Genomic DNA, 14,661 nt, shown 5'->3' with positions numbered 1-14,661 from the left:
CCAACATAAATTGAAAAGCCAACGTCCGTTCCTGGCCGGGTGCTGTCGATTGTACTCGACGGTAGCCTGTGGTCCGACCTCGGCCCGCTCCCGCCCCAATATGACGCTCACGCCTGCCGAATCGGAACGTACTCTAACAGGCGTCTGTGATCATGACGCCTCAACCTGGTCTATTCGAAAACTCATCTTGAGGCGCCGCCGAGTGCCCGCATTTTGGGCAAACGGTAAATTCATAAAGCCAGTGAAGCCATTGATTGTGGGGCTGGTTTGCGACAGACCAACGTACCCAAGGGAGTTCACATTTCGGACAGCGTACCTTAGCGAATGCAAGGAACACGGCAAAGATCATGGAGAAAGTTGCTAGTATGGTCGCGACGAGCAGCGCTTCGAAAGGTAGCCAGGACTCGCTCCAGTGAGCTATAAGGATGCCCACAAGACCTCCAGAAAAGATGTATCCCGCGTGTACGAGTCGTACATGCTGGCCAGTTGCTTGAAGCAGCGGCAAAAATTTTGGCGATTCGCCCATGACGATACCTAAAGAATAAAACGGAATTCCCCGTAGGGCGTGGAACTCGCTTCCGCTGCTGCCTAGGAAAAATTCGGCAGGACCAAGCGTCTTCCTGGAAAAACCCAAATGAAGCGCAAAAAATGAATGGCGGCTTGTGGCCGAACAGCGCCGAAGGTGTCATTCTACATCTCCGGTCGCGGTAAAACAAAAAATCGCAAGGGCCAGCTGCCGCGTGATGCCCAGCCTGTCATCGGCGCATAGTTAAGCTCCTACTATGGAGGTGATCATGAACACGCAAACAGCATCGAACCCATCCGGCCGGCCCGTTTGGAACAAAGGCAAACTTGTTGGCCAGAAGTCGCCGCTCAGGCTCAGCGAGATCTGGGCAATCCGAGTGCGACTAGAGATTTACGAACGCGTCCGCGATTTAGCGTTATTCAATCTTGCTATCGACAGCAAGCTCAGGGGCTGTGACCTGGTCCAGCTTCGGTTGCGCGACGTCGCTAATGGCGGCCGGGTCAGTGCCCGAGCCATCGTCATGCAACAGAAGACTAAGCAGCCCGTACAGTTCGAGCTAACGAAAGGAACTCGACAGAGCTTGACCGACTGGATTGCGCGAGCCGAACTGAAAGCCGGCGACTTCCTCTTCCCGAGTCGCATCCACGATTCTCCACACCTTTCGACCAGGCAATACGCACGTATCGCACACCGCTGGTTTGCGGCAATTGGCTTAGACCCCGCCGCTTATGGCACGCATACAATGCGCCGGACGAAGCCGACGCTAATTTATCGCCGCACGAAGAATCTCAGGGCGGTTCAGCTGTTGCTTGGCCATACGCGTCTTGAAAGCACCGTCCGGTACTTAGGCATCGAAATCGACGACGCGCTGGAGATGGCTGAGCAAACGGACGCATAGGTTTCCGGGCGGCGACACGCGCACGCGCAGTTCCTATCGAGACACTGCCACGTGACACGCTGTCGCCGGTCATAATCAAGCTCAAAGCAGCAAGCGTTGGCGTCTTCACAGACTTCGAGGCGAAACGCCTTGAAGCCATTGCAAACCTAAGAAATGATGCCGCGCACGTTGGCGACTTTGCGTACGATAAATCGACGGTAGAAACAGCTCCAAAAAGAAGTCGAAGCAACTCTTGGAAGGCTATTAAGCTCCTCCTAACTGGATGATGCTCTTCCATTTCTTGATTCACAGTTACAGCGGTTACAGCAGCAATGAATTCAATTTTTCGCGAATAACCACAAGGGTTCCTGCGTAACCGTCATGCGTAACCGGGCGATTTTCTCGCGGTTACGGCGGTTACGGGTGAGCATTCATCACACAGGTAGATGGCAAGAGCCTGGCCCGATGAAGCATGGACACGCTATTTCGCCGCCGTAGCCGCAGCGAGGGCGTTGCTCTTATTCCGTTCGATGACGGCAGCCTTGTTGCGTGCAGCGGCCTCCATGCCTTCGCGGTACAACTGGTCCAACAGTTCGACGGTCGCGCCGGTCACGGTAATTTCCGCCGTTGTCTCGATCTGGTCTCTCCAGCCGATCAAGTTCTTGGCCGCGAACACGGCAAAGCGACCTTCGTAACGACCGGACAAACCACCTTCGACCAGCAGGGCGTCCTGCAAGTCTTTCGCGCGCGTGTATGCGTAGGAAAATTCAGGGCGTCGGAGGGTGCCATCGGGGTTCTTCGCCGTTGCCCAGTCATGCAGCGTCCCGCGCGTGACGCCAATGCTCGACGCGAATCTAGTCACCGTTGGAAAAGTATTGATGACCACTTTTTTTTCGGTAACAGTCCTGCCGTCCCTGTCCGCAACGTCCACATCAACCACGCTTTCTACTGGGATATCGAAGTAGGAAACGATCTCGTCAATGAACTCATCCCGGTAATCTGTCGGGCGGCCACGCGGGCGACGGGTCATCATCTGCCAGTGGCCGGATGCCAGGCAAGGGACTGTCGTGGCCGCAAACGACGGTGCCTTTTTCGTAATCTTGGCGTTCGTTGCCAGTTGCGCTGATTGCGGAATGCTCGGTTCGCGCGCAACCAGCGCAACTTTCTTCCACGCCTGCTTGGTTGCCATCTTGTTGACGGCTTGGCGACTGACGCCGAGGCTTTCCGCTAACCATCCATATCCGGCGCGGCTGTCTTCGCTCCACGTCTTGCGGGCTGCATCCCACTCTACTTTCGACAAACTAGCCATCACTGCATCTCCCAATTTTCAATTTTCATATTTGATGTACACCACGGGTCATTGCGCGCCATCACTCTTGCCCGCCGTCATATCGCATGACATACGCCTTGGTCGGTCCGATGCCGGGCAATCGGACCGACTGCGTTGGCTTGCCGTCCTTCCCCGGAATCAACACCCCACACGCTATCAAAGCTTCCTTCGCGGCTTTTTCACTGAATCCCTGGCAAATATCGCGGCGAAACGACTCCGAAAGAATCAAAAATTCCCGCACTCCGCTCGCACCAGTGCGATAAAAGCCCGCTCGATTAATGATGCGTTGATCGCTGGTTGCCGCCGTGTCCTCGAAGCGGCTTGCTCCATGCGCCTCGAAGAACGCGCGCACCTGCGATTGAATGTTGCGTTCCTCCCGGTTTCCGGTCCCTCCGAACGCATCGAGCCACACCGCGAAGCATTTGCGCGCCGCGCCAATAGCCTCGCCCTTGTCCCATCCGGTCAGACCGTAATGTGTCGCCAGTTCGCCAGCCATTGCCACCAACGCGAAGCGCCGCGCTACCCGCAGCACTTGGCCAGCCGCTTCTTTGGGTGCCGCGTCCTCCACAAAACTCTTGATGCCGGTAGCAATTTCGTCGGCAAGTGCGGCGCGATCAGCCACAATGCAATGCAACCATGCCAATCCCACTGCACCGTGATGGCGCGTCGCTGCATCTTTGACGGCCAGCGCCAGCGCAGCCGGGCTAGCCTGATCATGCAGCGTCTCGAAGGAGCCCATACCGGCCCCCGCGTCTGCATCGACATCGGCAAGGCGGATTTCCTGCCCGGCGTTGGCTTTACGGCCTGCCCGCGCCATCAAGGCGGTCAGCGATTCTTCGCCTGCCGACAGGAACAGCAAACGCCAGCGGGCGGACTGGCGTGCAGCTCCCGAGCGGGATGCTCTGGCCTTGCCCTGCCCATTCGCGAGCAGGTAGGCCGCTTCCCCGGCTTCCTTTGGGTCTACCTGGCTCAGCTCATCCAATATCAAGAGGCCATCGTTGTGCATCGCTGCCAGTCCTTCCAACCCGTTTGCGGTGGCCCGCCAGAGTCGGGGGTATGCGTTCGGATCGCCCCACACCGAAGCGGCCACCTTCAACGCGGTCGTCTTACCTGATGAGGAACCACCGCGCAGGTGGAAGCCGCCCGAGTCTTCACCGGCCACATCCGCCAGCGCACCTGCAAACGCCACGGACAGGGCAAAGACCAGGCGAGAGTTGCCCGCCGCCAGGGCCGCCACAGAATCGCGCCATTCAATCGCGGTTCCTGCCACGGAAAACGCCGGCTCTATGGCATGGGCATTTTGAAACACGACGATTTCCTCTTCCTGCCCGATGGATTTCGAGGGTGTTACGTACACTGCGCCATGCCAGCCGAGACGCTCCACGCAGCGCGCCCTCGCCTGGACCGGCCACGCCTGAATGAACGCGGCCAGCAAGTCGCGCTGAGTCCTCGCGGTAGAAATGGCGAGTCCCATACGCGCCAGCTCGCGTCGCATGTCGATGCCGTCGCCTTGGAGCAGCTCCAAAGGCATGGCCCACTGGTGCTTCACACCGTCGTCGTCACGCCATTCCAGCAGCCGCCCCCACTCACCGCTTTTCGCGTCGCGCGTGGCGGCGACGATAGCCAGGTGCGAGCATATCCAGCGAGCCGGTTGTTCATTGCCGTCCTTGTCGGTGCCGATGAAGAACACGCCACGGCGCGAGACATCAAAAGTACCGCCCCCATAAGAGCAGATCACCGAATCCGGCTCAATGAGCGTGCCGTTGCCCGTCGGCTCCAATGGCTCTGACGGGGCCGTGTCCGCCCCCTGGGGCGCGTCTGCGATGAGAGCAGCGGCATCCAGCACATGCCCGAAGCAGTTCTTTACCGCGTCCAGCCCAAAGCGCGCCGCCAAGTCGTTGAAGTCGGTTTCGTCGTTGCCCCGGTCGTCGCCAAAGTCCGGAACCGCAAGAAGTCCCCCAACGGCTTGCGCCGCTTCGATAGCTATCGGATCGGCTGAACCTGACTTCTTACCCAAGTCGGCCCCCAGCACCAGCCGCGCCGCAGAATAGCGCTTGCGCATCGCGCGCGCCGCTGCCGCCAGGTTGCCCGCCGACATGGCCGCTACGCTCACATGGCCGATGGCCTCTTTTACGGTCAGCGTAGTTGCCACTCCTTCACCGATAAATACAGTAAATCCATCGCCGTCACCAGCCGGGAGCGATTGCGCGGCCCAGAACCCGCCTACCTTCGCGCCGCCATAGATTGCAGATTTGCGCCCGTCACCATCAATCAGTTCACAGGTCGATATCACATCGTCAATCATGATGGGGGCCACGAGCAAGCGCTCTACCAGCGCTTCTCCACGCGATTTTGGGATATAGCCAAGAATTTCCGCCGCCGTGCCGGCGTCAATTTCGCGAAGCGTATCGACCGGCGCAACCTGCTTGCGCATCAAATAGGGATGGTCCTGCTCGGCTTTTGTTGCGGCCATCCAGATTGCTTTTGCCTTTTTTGCCGCCGTAGAACGCCGCCGCGCTTCCTCCCCTTCACGAATAAGTTTCATTGCCGTCATCTTGGCCCTTTGTGCGACGACCTCGGTCGGCGTCAGCGTGCGCCCGATGTCGGCGCGCCAGCTTTGGCGCAGTCCCGTGCGATGATCCCCGATGATTCCGATCGGGATCGCGCCGCCGTGCAGCACATACCAACCTGCGTCGTCCTTCAATTTGCCACTGCTTGAGAATCGACGTAGCTTGCCGTCCGGCTCGATCACGTCCGGAGGCGTCAGCCCTGCCGCAAGAATTGCATCGCGGAACTGGTCGATGGCCGCCACGCCCAAGGACGCAGACCTGCATGCGCTCACCATCATGCTGGCACACTGTCGTCATGCGCTGGACGCGGAGCGAGCCATGGCTGATTTATTGCGCGAGGCGCGTGCGAGAATTCATCCACTTAGCAGACCTCGGCGGTGTAGTTGAGCGGGTCGGCAAAGAAACGATGAAGCTCCCGGTTCTTGAATACAGAGCAGCGGGCAGAAAATTTGATTGGCTGGGGCGCTTTGCCAGCGATAACAAGTTGGCGGAATTTCTCGCGGCTGAATGGCGCGAAGGGTGCTATTTGTTTCCAACGGCTCATACCGTCCATTGGGAGAGTCTTGCTGGATGGAATTTCTTGATTTGCCTGTTGCTTCACGATTGCCTAACTATGCATGTTGCCGCCATGGTTCAGCGGAGTGATGCAAGGTTAGGCCATGAAGCGCCGACAGGCTAGACGCTTTCCCAGGTGGGCGTACGCGCTGCTGCCGCTAGCCGTACGCTTTGCCGGCAGGGGTTACGTCATGCTAGCAAGAAGTCTTTTCTTCTCTGCCATTACGTATTCGCTTAATTTGCGTTGCGAAAGGGGAAAAATTTTGGACAAAATAGCGCCGGCCTTTTGGCCACTTAAGTTCCTGTCGATCTGTGCCGACCAGTGTGCAATCGCTTCGGCGCGGAGCTCGTACGTTTCAACATGTCGTTTGCGCGCAGCATTTCGCATTGCCACTGCGGTATGCATTCGTTCCCATCGAATTCCACTTTCTCTTGCAGTGGCTTCGCTTGCCATTATCATGACGTCTCCGGCCATCGCAAGGCAGCCTAACGCACCGTCCATATCGCCAGCGATTTGACTCGAAAGTGCATTGTCAACGCGATACAGCGCATATGCATAGAGAACGCACACAGCATCATGTCCATGTAGTATTTTCTCAACTGATTCCCAAGCTGGGGCGGCGTTTTCATCATCCTCCTCAGTCAGGCGCGCATGTAAGAGTAGTCCTTCTCCGTCCATAAGGCGGACGCCTTCCGGCGTCGAACATTTTTGACAATCGATATAGTCTTCCGGGTCGAGGCTCGCTTCGTTTACCAAGTAATCGGTATGCCACTTCGCCGAAGCGTGGGCCGCCAAATCCAATTCCTTCATTCCAAAGGTCGCGAGCATACCGATTTGTTCCCACGACAGACCGGGGTTGATAACGCTAATTTCGCCCCTTATTTTTGCCGTGTAGGTCATCAGCGACGGACTTACCCAGTCAGGAAAAATCAATCCTTCATCCTGTCCATCAATAACTTGAAAAATTTGCATATGTTCTCTTACTGCCCTGTATATCGGAAGTTAGCCAGTGGGGCAGGGCTTCCCGCTTCCCACCTATTGCGGCGGGCGTGGCTAGACTTTCTTCTGTAACCACAGTAACCGCCGTCGAAGGTGCGCGGTTACTCATAAACACCGTTAAAACAATGACGTAGCCGCTGTAACCAATGTAACCGTGAATTAAGCCAGATCGGCACCCACAGCGGCGCGATTGTCGCTAGTAATGGCATGCAGTTCGCGCATCAACTCTCACCTACCTGAGTCCGCCACGTGAGGTAAGACTCTTCATGCGGCGCTCCGGAATTTGCCGATTACGACCTTCTTCCCCTCGGCAATCTGAGCGTCAACGAAATCCGCCCATAAGTGCATGATCTTGCGGCGCTCGTCGGCGTATTCGGCCCGATTGTATACGCCCTTGATGCCCTTTATCGAGTGTGCAAGTGCTTTCTCGATGGCGTCGGACGACTGGCCCATCTCGTGCAAGTGCGTCGATGCGGTGCGCCGGAAGTCGTGGATGACGAAATGTTGCACGTCGGAGTCCATCGCGCGCACTGCTTGATTCAACGTCGATTTGGCGATAGGCCGGTCTTCGTGCCCGCGCCGCATCGGGAACACAAAGCGCGGGCTGTGCGAAAGCGTACGCAGTTCCCGCAACATGGACACGGCCTGCGCCGACAGGAACACCCAGTGCTCGCGGTCCTTTTTCATGCGCTCGGCCGGGATACGCCATACGCCTTCGTCCAGGTCGAACTCGGACCATTCAGACTCGATCAGCTCGGACTTGCGCACCATCGTGACCACAAGGAGGTGCAGCGCCAGCTTGTAGGCACGGCTCATATTGGAGGTGTACACCGCGCGTAGGACCGTACCGACTTCATCGGGCGACAGAACGCGCGTGCGGCTCTGGGGAGTGGCGATGTAACGAGCGACCAACTGCTGGCCAGGGTTAATAGTCGCGGCCTGGCGCGAAATCGCGTACTCGTACATGCGCTTGACGACATTACGGGTAAATAGGGCCATTTGCGAGGCGCCGCGCCCTTTCACCTTGTCGCAGATGGCCAGCACGTCACCAGCGTTTACCTCCGACAGGGCTTTATTGCCGATGGCCGGGTAGATATCCTTGTCCAAGGCGCGCCTGGTAACTGTGCGATACGACAGCGATTTTGTTGCGATTTCCGACTCGTACCAAAAATCGGCAAAGGCGCGCACCGAATCGAGAGTCTTGGAAGCGCCCCGGTCTTTCTTGGCGTCGGCGATGGGTGACACGCCGCCGGCCACAATCTCGGCATAGCGGCGCGCCCGGATTCGGGCGTCTTGCAGGCTGACCGCTGGATAGTCGCCGATTGTGACCAAAGGCTGTTGCTTGCGGTTAAGAGAATAACGGTAGCGCCAGACCATCGAGCCCGAAGTCATAACTTCCAGCACCAGGCCGCCACCGTCGGCGATAAGGTATCGCTTCGCTTTTGGCTTGAGCGCTTTGATGCGCTTGTCATTGAGGGGGATGGCTGCTTTGGGCATTTAAGTACACACCTTTGAGTACACATGGGATTGTGTACTGAAGTGTGTACTTAAAAAATGTGTGTGTCAATGGGCAACATTAGGCAACGCCAGGCACTAAACCATTGATATACAAGGGCGTAGTCCGGAAAATTTGGCAACGACTGGCAACCGTTGGCAACTATCTATTTTCCGATACAAAACCGCCCGAAAATCACCCCCAGCAAATCATCCGACGAGAACGCGCCCGTGATGCTCGACAACTGCACCTGCGCGAGCCGCAATTCCTCGGCGAACAAATCGAGCGACTGGTCGTTCTGCGCCGCGTGCGCCCCCGCGTGCGCGAGGTGCTTGTGCGCCGAGCGCAGCGCGATCAGGTGCCGCTCGCGCGCCAGGTAGAGCGACTCGCCCGTCTGCTCCCAGCCGGCGATGCGCAGCAGCTCGCCGCGCAGCAGGTCGATCCCAACATGCTCGTGCGCCGACAGGTAGATGTGGGTCGCGTCGTCCATCGCGTCGACCCCGCACTTGTGCCCCGACAGGTCGATCTTGTTCCACACGCGCAGCACCGGCACCCCGGCCGGGAACGCGCCGGCGATGCGCTCGTCGGCGCGGGTGGGCCCGGCGCCGGCGTCGAGCAGGTGCAGGATCACGTCGGCCTTGGCCACCTCGGCCCAGGTGCGCTCGATGCCGATGCGCTCGACCAGGTCGACCGCCTCGTCGATCACGCGGATGCCGGCCGTGTCGATGATGTTGAGCGGGATGCCCTCGATCTGGATCGTCTCGCTGACCTTGTCGCGGGTGGTGCCGGCGATCGGCGTGACGATGGCGACGTCGGCCCCGGCCAGCGCGTTGAGCAGCGACGACTTGCCCACGTTCGGCTGCCCCACCAGCACAACATTGAGGCCCTCGCGCAGCAGCGCGCCCTGGGCCGCCTGCTGGAACACGCGCTCGAGCGAGGCGATGATCACCCCGAGCTGGCCGCGCGCGTCCGATTTCTCGAGGAAGTCGATCTCCTCCTCGGGGAAGTCGAGCGTGGCCTCGACCAGCATGCGCAGGCCGATGGTCTGCTCGACGAGCACGTTGATGGTCTTCGAGAACGCGCCGGCGAGCGACTGCGAGGCCGACTTTGCGGCCGCCTCGGTCGAGGCGTCGATCAGGTCGGCCACGGCCTCGGCCTGGGCCAGGTCGAGCTTGTCGTTGAGGTAGGCGCGGCGCGTGAATTCGCCCGGCTCGGCGATCCGCATGCCCATCTGCGCGCCCGCCTCGAGCACGCGCGCGAGCAGCATCTGCATCACCACCGGCCCGCCGTGGCCCTGCAGCTCGAGCACCTCCTCGCCGGTGTACGAATGGCTGCCCTTGAAGTAGATCGCGATGCCCTGGTCGATCACGCTGCCGTCGGCGGCGCTGAACGCGATGTAGGTGGCGTGGCGCGGCGCCAGCGTGGCATTGGGGAACAGCGCGGCGAGCAGCGGCGCGAGCTGCTTGCCCGAGGCGCGCACCACGCCAATGCCGCCGCGGCCCGGGGCGGTGGCGATGGCGGCGATGGGGGAGGAGTCTAGTTTCATAGACGTGATTGTAAAGTAATTGGGACGCCCGGCGACGGCCGAAAAAAAGCCCGCGGCGGGCGCGGGCTTTTCAAGGTCGACTCGAGGGCGCTTACTTCTGCGCCTCGGCGACGGCGTACTTCTTGGTGATCACATACTGCTGGCCGATCGACAGGATGTTGTTGACCACCCAGTACAGCACCAGGCCGGACGGGAAGAAGAAGAACGCGACCGAGAAGATCAGCGGCATCCACAACATCATCTTGGCCTGCATCGGGTCGGCCGGCGCCGGATTGAGCTTGGTCGTGATCCACATCGAGATCGCGTACAGCACCGGCAGGATGTACCAGGGGTCCGGCGCGGTCAGGTCCTGGATCCAGCCGATCCATGGCGCGCCGCGCAGCTCGGCCGAGGCCTGCAGCACCCAGAACAGGGCCAGGAACACCGGCATCTGGACCAGGATCGGCAGGCAGCCGCCGAGTGGGTTGATCTTCTCGGTCTTGTACAGCTCCATGGTGGCCTGGTTCATCTTGGCCGGGTCGCCCTTGTAGCGCTCGCGGATGGCCTGCATCTTCGGCGTGACCATCTTGATCTTGGCCATGCTCTTGTAGCCGGCCGCCGACAGCGGGAAGAACAGCAGCTTGATCAGCACCGTGAAGGCGATGATGGTCCAGCCCCAGTTGCCGAGCACGCGGTGGATCAGGTCGAGCACGGTGAAGATCGGCTCGGCCAGGATGGTCAGCAGGCCGTAGTCCTTGACGCGTTCGAAGTTGGGCGCGATGGCCTTGAGCTTGTTCTCGATCTGGGGGCCGGCATACAGGCGGGCGTTGTTGGCGACGCCCGCGCCCGGCGCGATCTGGCCGAGCGGCATCAGGGTGCCGATTTTGTACAGGTTCGGGGTCGGCGTCTTTTCGGTGTAGTTGGTGCGCGCGATGCCCTCTTGCGGCAGGAACGCGGCCACAAAATAGTGCTGCGCGATCGCGATCCAGCCGTCGTTGGCGCTCACGACATGCTCTTCCTTGCCGTTCTTTTCGATCTCGGCGAAGTCGAGCTTCTCGTACACTTCCTTGGACGACGACACGATCGGTCCCGTGTAGCTCGAGGTGAAGTAGGTCTCGCCCTCGGGCTTGTTACCGTGGTGCAGCATCTCCATGTACAGCGACGGCGCCACCGGGGCTTCGCCGACGTTGGCCACGTCGTGGCGCAGGTCGATCACGTAGTCGCCGCGCTTGAAGGTGTAGGTCTTGGTCAGCCTGACGCCGGATTGCTCGGCCTCGAGCACGAGCTGCACCTGGTTGCCGCCGTCGATGCTGCGCACGCCCGGCTTGGCCGTGAACACGGTCTCGTGGTTCGGCGGCACGACGCCGGCGACGTTGCCGATCAGGCCGGTCTGGGCGACGTAGATGCCCTTGGGGGTGACGTCGAACAGGACCTGGTTCTTGGTCTTGTCGATCTTGTCGCGGTACTGGAGCAGCTCGAGCCGCTTGATGGCGCCGCCGGCGGTGTCGATCTGGGCCGTCATGACGTCGGTCTTGATGGTGATCAGCTCGCCGCGCACGGCGGCCGGGGCCGCCGTGGGGATGCCGCCGGGCAGGCCGGTCGAGCTTGCCGCCGGCAGCGCGCCGGGCACGCCCGGGGCCGCAGGCACGCCCGGGGCCGCAGGCACGCCGGTGGCGCCCGGCGCTTGAGCAGTCACTACCGGCTTGGGCGCCGCCAGCAGCGAGTCCATGCCGTTGTCTTTCCTGTAGTTATCGACCAGGAAGAACAGCGATAAGGAAAACACAATCCACAGGATGGTACGTTGTTTATTGATGTCCATTGGGTATTAGTCAGGAGTGGTGGCAACCGCAGGCGGTTGTAGATGAGTCGGGTCCAGATGCGTCGTTTTGAGACGAATTCAAGTGGGGCGCTGGCGGCACGGGATCGAAGCCGCCGTCGTTCCAGGGGTGGCAGCGGCCCAGGCGCCGCAGCGCGAGCAGGCCGCCGCGCAAGGCCCCGTGGGAGCGCAGGGCCTCGATCGCATAGCCCGAGCAGCTGGGGTAGAAGCGGCAGTTCTGTCCCAGCATGGGCGACAGCAGCAACTGGTACCCGCGCACGAGCCAGATCAACAGGCGGCTCATGGCGCGGGCGCTTCCGGCACGGGCGCGGCCGCGTGCGCGCCGGCGGCGCTGGTGGCGCGCACCCTGTCGGCGCTGGTGGCGCTGTTGGCGTTTGCCACCGCGCCCGCGTTGGCGGCGGCTTTCGGATGCGGCTTTTGCGAGGCGAACAGGCGCGCGATTTCGACGCGCAGTTCCGCCTTCAGGCCGGCGGTGGTGGCCGGCCCGTCCTTTTTGTTGACCGGGCGCGCCAGGCGCACGACACAGTCGATGGCCGGCAGCGCCGAGACGCGGAACAGCTCGCGCGTGAGGCGCTTGATCGTGTTGCGGGTGACCGCGCGCGGTGCGAAACGCTTGGCCACAACGACGCCCAGCCGCGCATGCGGCAGCTCGTTCAAACGGGTGTAGAGCACGAAGTGCGCGGTCTTTTGCGCCGGGCGCAAACGAAAAACGGATGAAAATTCATCCGTTTTTACGATCCGCCGAACACGCGCGAAGTCGTGTGAACCTTCGCTTGTCATAGCCAACAATCCGGTATCGGCAGCAGCTGCAAGAGCTGTCAGCCTTATACTGCCAGGCGTTTGCGACCCTTGGCGCGGCGTGCATTGAGCACATCGCGACCGCCACGGGTAGCCATACGAGCGCGGAAGCCGTGCGTGCGCTTGCGACGGACGACGGAAGGTTGGTAAGTACGTTTCATGGTGGTCTCGCTAAAAGCAAAAAAATTGCAAAATCGGTCTGACGTCGTCAGTTTTTATGGTGCAGATGACACTTCGCAGAGGGTTAAGCCGGCGACACGCCAAACGCAAATACGCTTCTCGCCCGCTATGCCCACATGCGGGTCACAAGTGACGCAGCACGGAATACGGGCGGGGAACCCTGAATTAGACAGCATTTCGCCCCCCGCTGTCAAGGCTTGCTGAGCTTTCGACCCAATTTGAAGCCGCCGGCGGGGGCCAAAAACGCGGCCGCGGGCGACGAAATAAGCGTCGCGCCTGTGGATAACTCGCGCCTTCGCAGGTAGAATAGCGTGTTACATGTGGCGAACCGCTCGCGCGACGCATCCGCGAGCGCAAAAAAAAACAGCGACTTAACCCCAGCCCCCACACCTCATTCACATCAAGACGATTCATGGATAATTTTTGGCAGACCTGTTCCGCGCAGTTGGAACTTGAGCTGACACCGCAGCAATTCAGCGCCTGGATCAAGCCGCTGATCGCCCTCGACTACGAGGACGGCAAGCTGCGCATCGCCGCGCCCAACCGCTTCAAGCTCGACTGGGTAAAGTCGCAGTTCGCCAGCCGCATCACGGTGCTCGCCTCGCAGTACTGGGAAGCGCCGACCGAGGTGCAGTTCGTGCTCGACCCGCGCAACAACCTGCCCAAAAAACCGGCGGTGGCGCCGGGCGCGCCGAGCGCCAGCGGGGTCGCGTCGGACCCGCGCAACGGCAGCGCCGATGCCGCGCCGGGCGCGCCGCCGGAGCTGTTCAACATCGGCAATTCGCCGCGGCGCGAGCAAAGCCGCGTCAACACCGAACTGACGTTCGACAGCTTCGTGACCGGTAAGGCCAACCAGCTCGCGCGCGCCGCGGCCATCCAGGTCGCCAACAACCCGGGCGTGTCGTACAACCCGCTGTTCTTCTACGGCGGCGTGGGCCTGGGTAAGACCCACTTGATCCACGCGATCGGCAACCAGGTCATGGCCGACCAGCCGGGCGCGCGGATCCGCTACATCCACGCCGAGCAGTATGTGCGCGACGTCGTCACCGCCTACCAGCGCAAAGGCTTCGACGACTTCAAGCACTACTACCACTCGCTCGACATGTTGCTGATCGACGATATCCAATTCTTCGGCGGCAAGAGCCGCACGCAGGAGGAGTTCTTTTACGCGTTCGAGGCGCTCATCGCGGCCAAGAAGCAGATCATCATCACCAGCGACACGTATCCGAAAGAGATCACGGGCATGGACGACCGCCTGATCTCGCGCTTCGACTCGGGCTTGACGGTTGCGATCGAGCCGCCCGAGCTCGAGATGCGGGTCGCCATTTTGCTTAAAAAGGCGCAGTCCGAGGGCGTCACGTTCTCGGACGACGTGGCCTTCTTCGTGGCCAAGCACCTGCGCTCGAACGTGCGCGAGCTCGAAGGCGCGCTGCGCAAGATCCTCGCGTACTCGCGCTTCCATGGCAAGGACATCACGATCGACGTCGTCAAGGAGGCGCTCAAGGACCTGCTGTCGGTGCAGAACCGGCAGATCTCGGTCGAGAACATCCAGAAGACGGTGGCCGATTTCTTCAACATCAAGGTGGCCGACATGTACTCGAAGCGGCGCCCGGCGAACATCGCGCGGCCGCGCCAGATCGCGATGTACCTGGCCAAGGAACTGACGCAAAAGAGTTTGCCGGAGATCGGCGAGCTGTTTGGCGGGCGCGACCACACGACGGTGCTGCACGCGGTGCGCAAGATCGCGCTCGACCGCACCAAAAACCCGGAATGCAACCACGAGCTGCACGTGCTCGAGCAGACCCTGAAGGGTTAAGGAGAATCGACACCACGGCGCAAGCGCTGTGTTGACGCAGTAAATCGCACCATCTTGTCGTTCCCGCCATTGGCAGAAACATCGATGCCGAGTGCGCTGATCGACACCACGGAGCCGGAATTATGTCGACGGAGTAAATCCAGGGTCAGAGT

12 protein-coding genes are annotated in these 14,661 nt (G+C 60.6%); 2 read left to right on the top strand and 10 right to left on the bottom strand.

Annotated features, from left to right (window positions below):
- Positions 1 to 794: 794 nt before the first annotated feature.
- A complete protein-coding gene (locus C7C56_RS03665; RefSeq protein WP_106756141.1) occupies positions 795 to 1,424 on the top strand; it encodes a tyrosine-type recombinase/integrase in 630 nt (209 codons plus the stop codon).
- A gap of 460 nt (positions 1,425 to 1,884) precedes the next feature.
- Here C7C56_RS03665 and C7C56_RS03660 read toward each other — a convergent pair whose 3' ends face one another.
- From C7C56_RS03660 to rpmH, 10 genes are all read right to left on the bottom strand, one after another.
- Positions 1,885 to 2,712 (bottom strand): terminase small subunit, encoded by an 828-nt coding sequence (locus C7C56_RS03660; RefSeq protein ID WP_106756139.1) that lies wholly within the window; start codon positions 2,710 to 2,712, stop codon positions 1,885 to 1,887.
- A 61-nt stretch (positions 2,713 to 2,773) separates the two neighbouring features.
- Positions 2,774 to 5,545, bottom strand: coding sequence for a TOPRIM and DUF927 domain-containing protein (locus C7C56_RS03655; RefSeq protein ID WP_229458027.1), 2,772 nt, complete (start codon positions 5,543 to 5,545; stop codon positions 2,774 to 2,776).
- 119 nt (positions 5,546 to 5,664) lie between these two features.
- Positions 5,665 to 5,904: a helix-turn-helix transcriptional regulator gene (locus C7C56_RS03650; RefSeq protein WP_229458025.1), complete on the bottom strand. Its 240-nt coding sequence runs from the start codon at positions 5,902 to 5,904 to the stop codon at positions 5,665 to 5,667.
- A gap of 138 nt (positions 5,905 to 6,042) precedes the next feature.
- Positions 6,043 to 6,831 carry a hypothetical protein gene (locus C7C56_RS03645; RefSeq protein WP_146204263.1) on the bottom strand — a complete coding sequence of 263 codons (789 nt, stop codon included), beginning with the start codon at positions 6,829 to 6,831 and terminating at the stop codon, positions 6,043 to 6,045.
- Positions 6,832 to 7,122: 291 nt separating this feature from the next.
- A complete protein-coding gene (locus tag C7C56_RS03640; RefSeq protein WP_106756136.1) occupies positions 7,123 to 8,355 on the bottom strand; it encodes a tyrosine-type recombinase/integrase in 1,233 nt (410 codons plus the stop codon).
- Positions 8,356 to 8,519: 164 nt separating this feature from the next.
- Positions 8,520 to 9,899: a tRNA uridine-5-carboxymethylaminomethyl(34) synthesis GTPase MnmE gene (mnmE, locus tag C7C56_RS03635; protein ID WP_106756135.1), complete on the bottom strand. Its 1,380-nt coding sequence runs from the start codon at positions 9,897 to 9,899 to the stop codon at positions 8,520 to 8,522.
- 91 nt (positions 9,900 to 9,990) lie between these two features.
- Positions 9,991 to 11,697 carry a membrane protein insertase YidC gene (gene yidC / locus C7C56_RS03630; protein WP_106756134.1) on the bottom strand — a complete coding sequence of 569 codons (1,707 nt, stop codon included), beginning with the start codon at positions 11,695 to 11,697 and terminating at the stop codon, positions 9,991 to 9,993.
- Between the two features lie 10 nt (positions 11,698 to 11,707).
- Positions 11,708 to 11,998 (bottom strand): membrane protein insertion efficiency factor YidD, encoded by a 291-nt coding sequence (gene yidD, locus C7C56_RS03625; protein ID WP_106756133.1) that lies wholly within the window; start codon positions 11,996 to 11,998, stop codon positions 11,708 to 11,710.
- Entirely contained in the window at positions 11,995 to 12,495 is a 501-nt protein-coding gene (rnpA, locus tag C7C56_RS03620) for a ribonuclease P protein component (protein WP_106756132.1), read from the bottom strand. Before rnpA ends, yidD begins: the two co-directional genes overlap by 4 nt.
- 44 nt (positions 12,496 to 12,539) lie before the next feature.
- Complete coding sequence (gene rpmH, locus C7C56_RS03615; RefSeq protein WP_010401996.1) at positions 12,540 to 12,674, bottom strand: 50S ribosomal protein L34; 135 nt, start codon at positions 12,672 to 12,674, stop codon at positions 12,540 to 12,542.
- Positions 12,675 to 13,105: 431 nt separating this feature from the next.
- Between rpmH and dnaA the strand changes: the two genes are divergently transcribed.
- A complete protein-coding gene (dnaA, locus tag C7C56_RS03610) occupies positions 13,106 to 14,509 on the top strand; it encodes a chromosomal replication initiator protein DnaA (protein WP_106756131.1) in 1,404 nt (467 codons plus the stop codon).
- The last annotated feature ends 152 nt before the right edge of the window (positions 14,510 to 14,661 follow it).

Origin of the sequence: Massilia glaciei (assembly GCF_003011895.2) — a bacterium.
Lineage (GTDB): Bacteria > Pseudomonadota > Gammaproteobacteria > Burkholderiales > Burkholderiaceae_D > Telluria_A > Telluria_A glaciei.
Note: the sequence above shows the minus strand (reverse complement) of the source record. Positions and strands in the feature narration are given on the sequence as shown.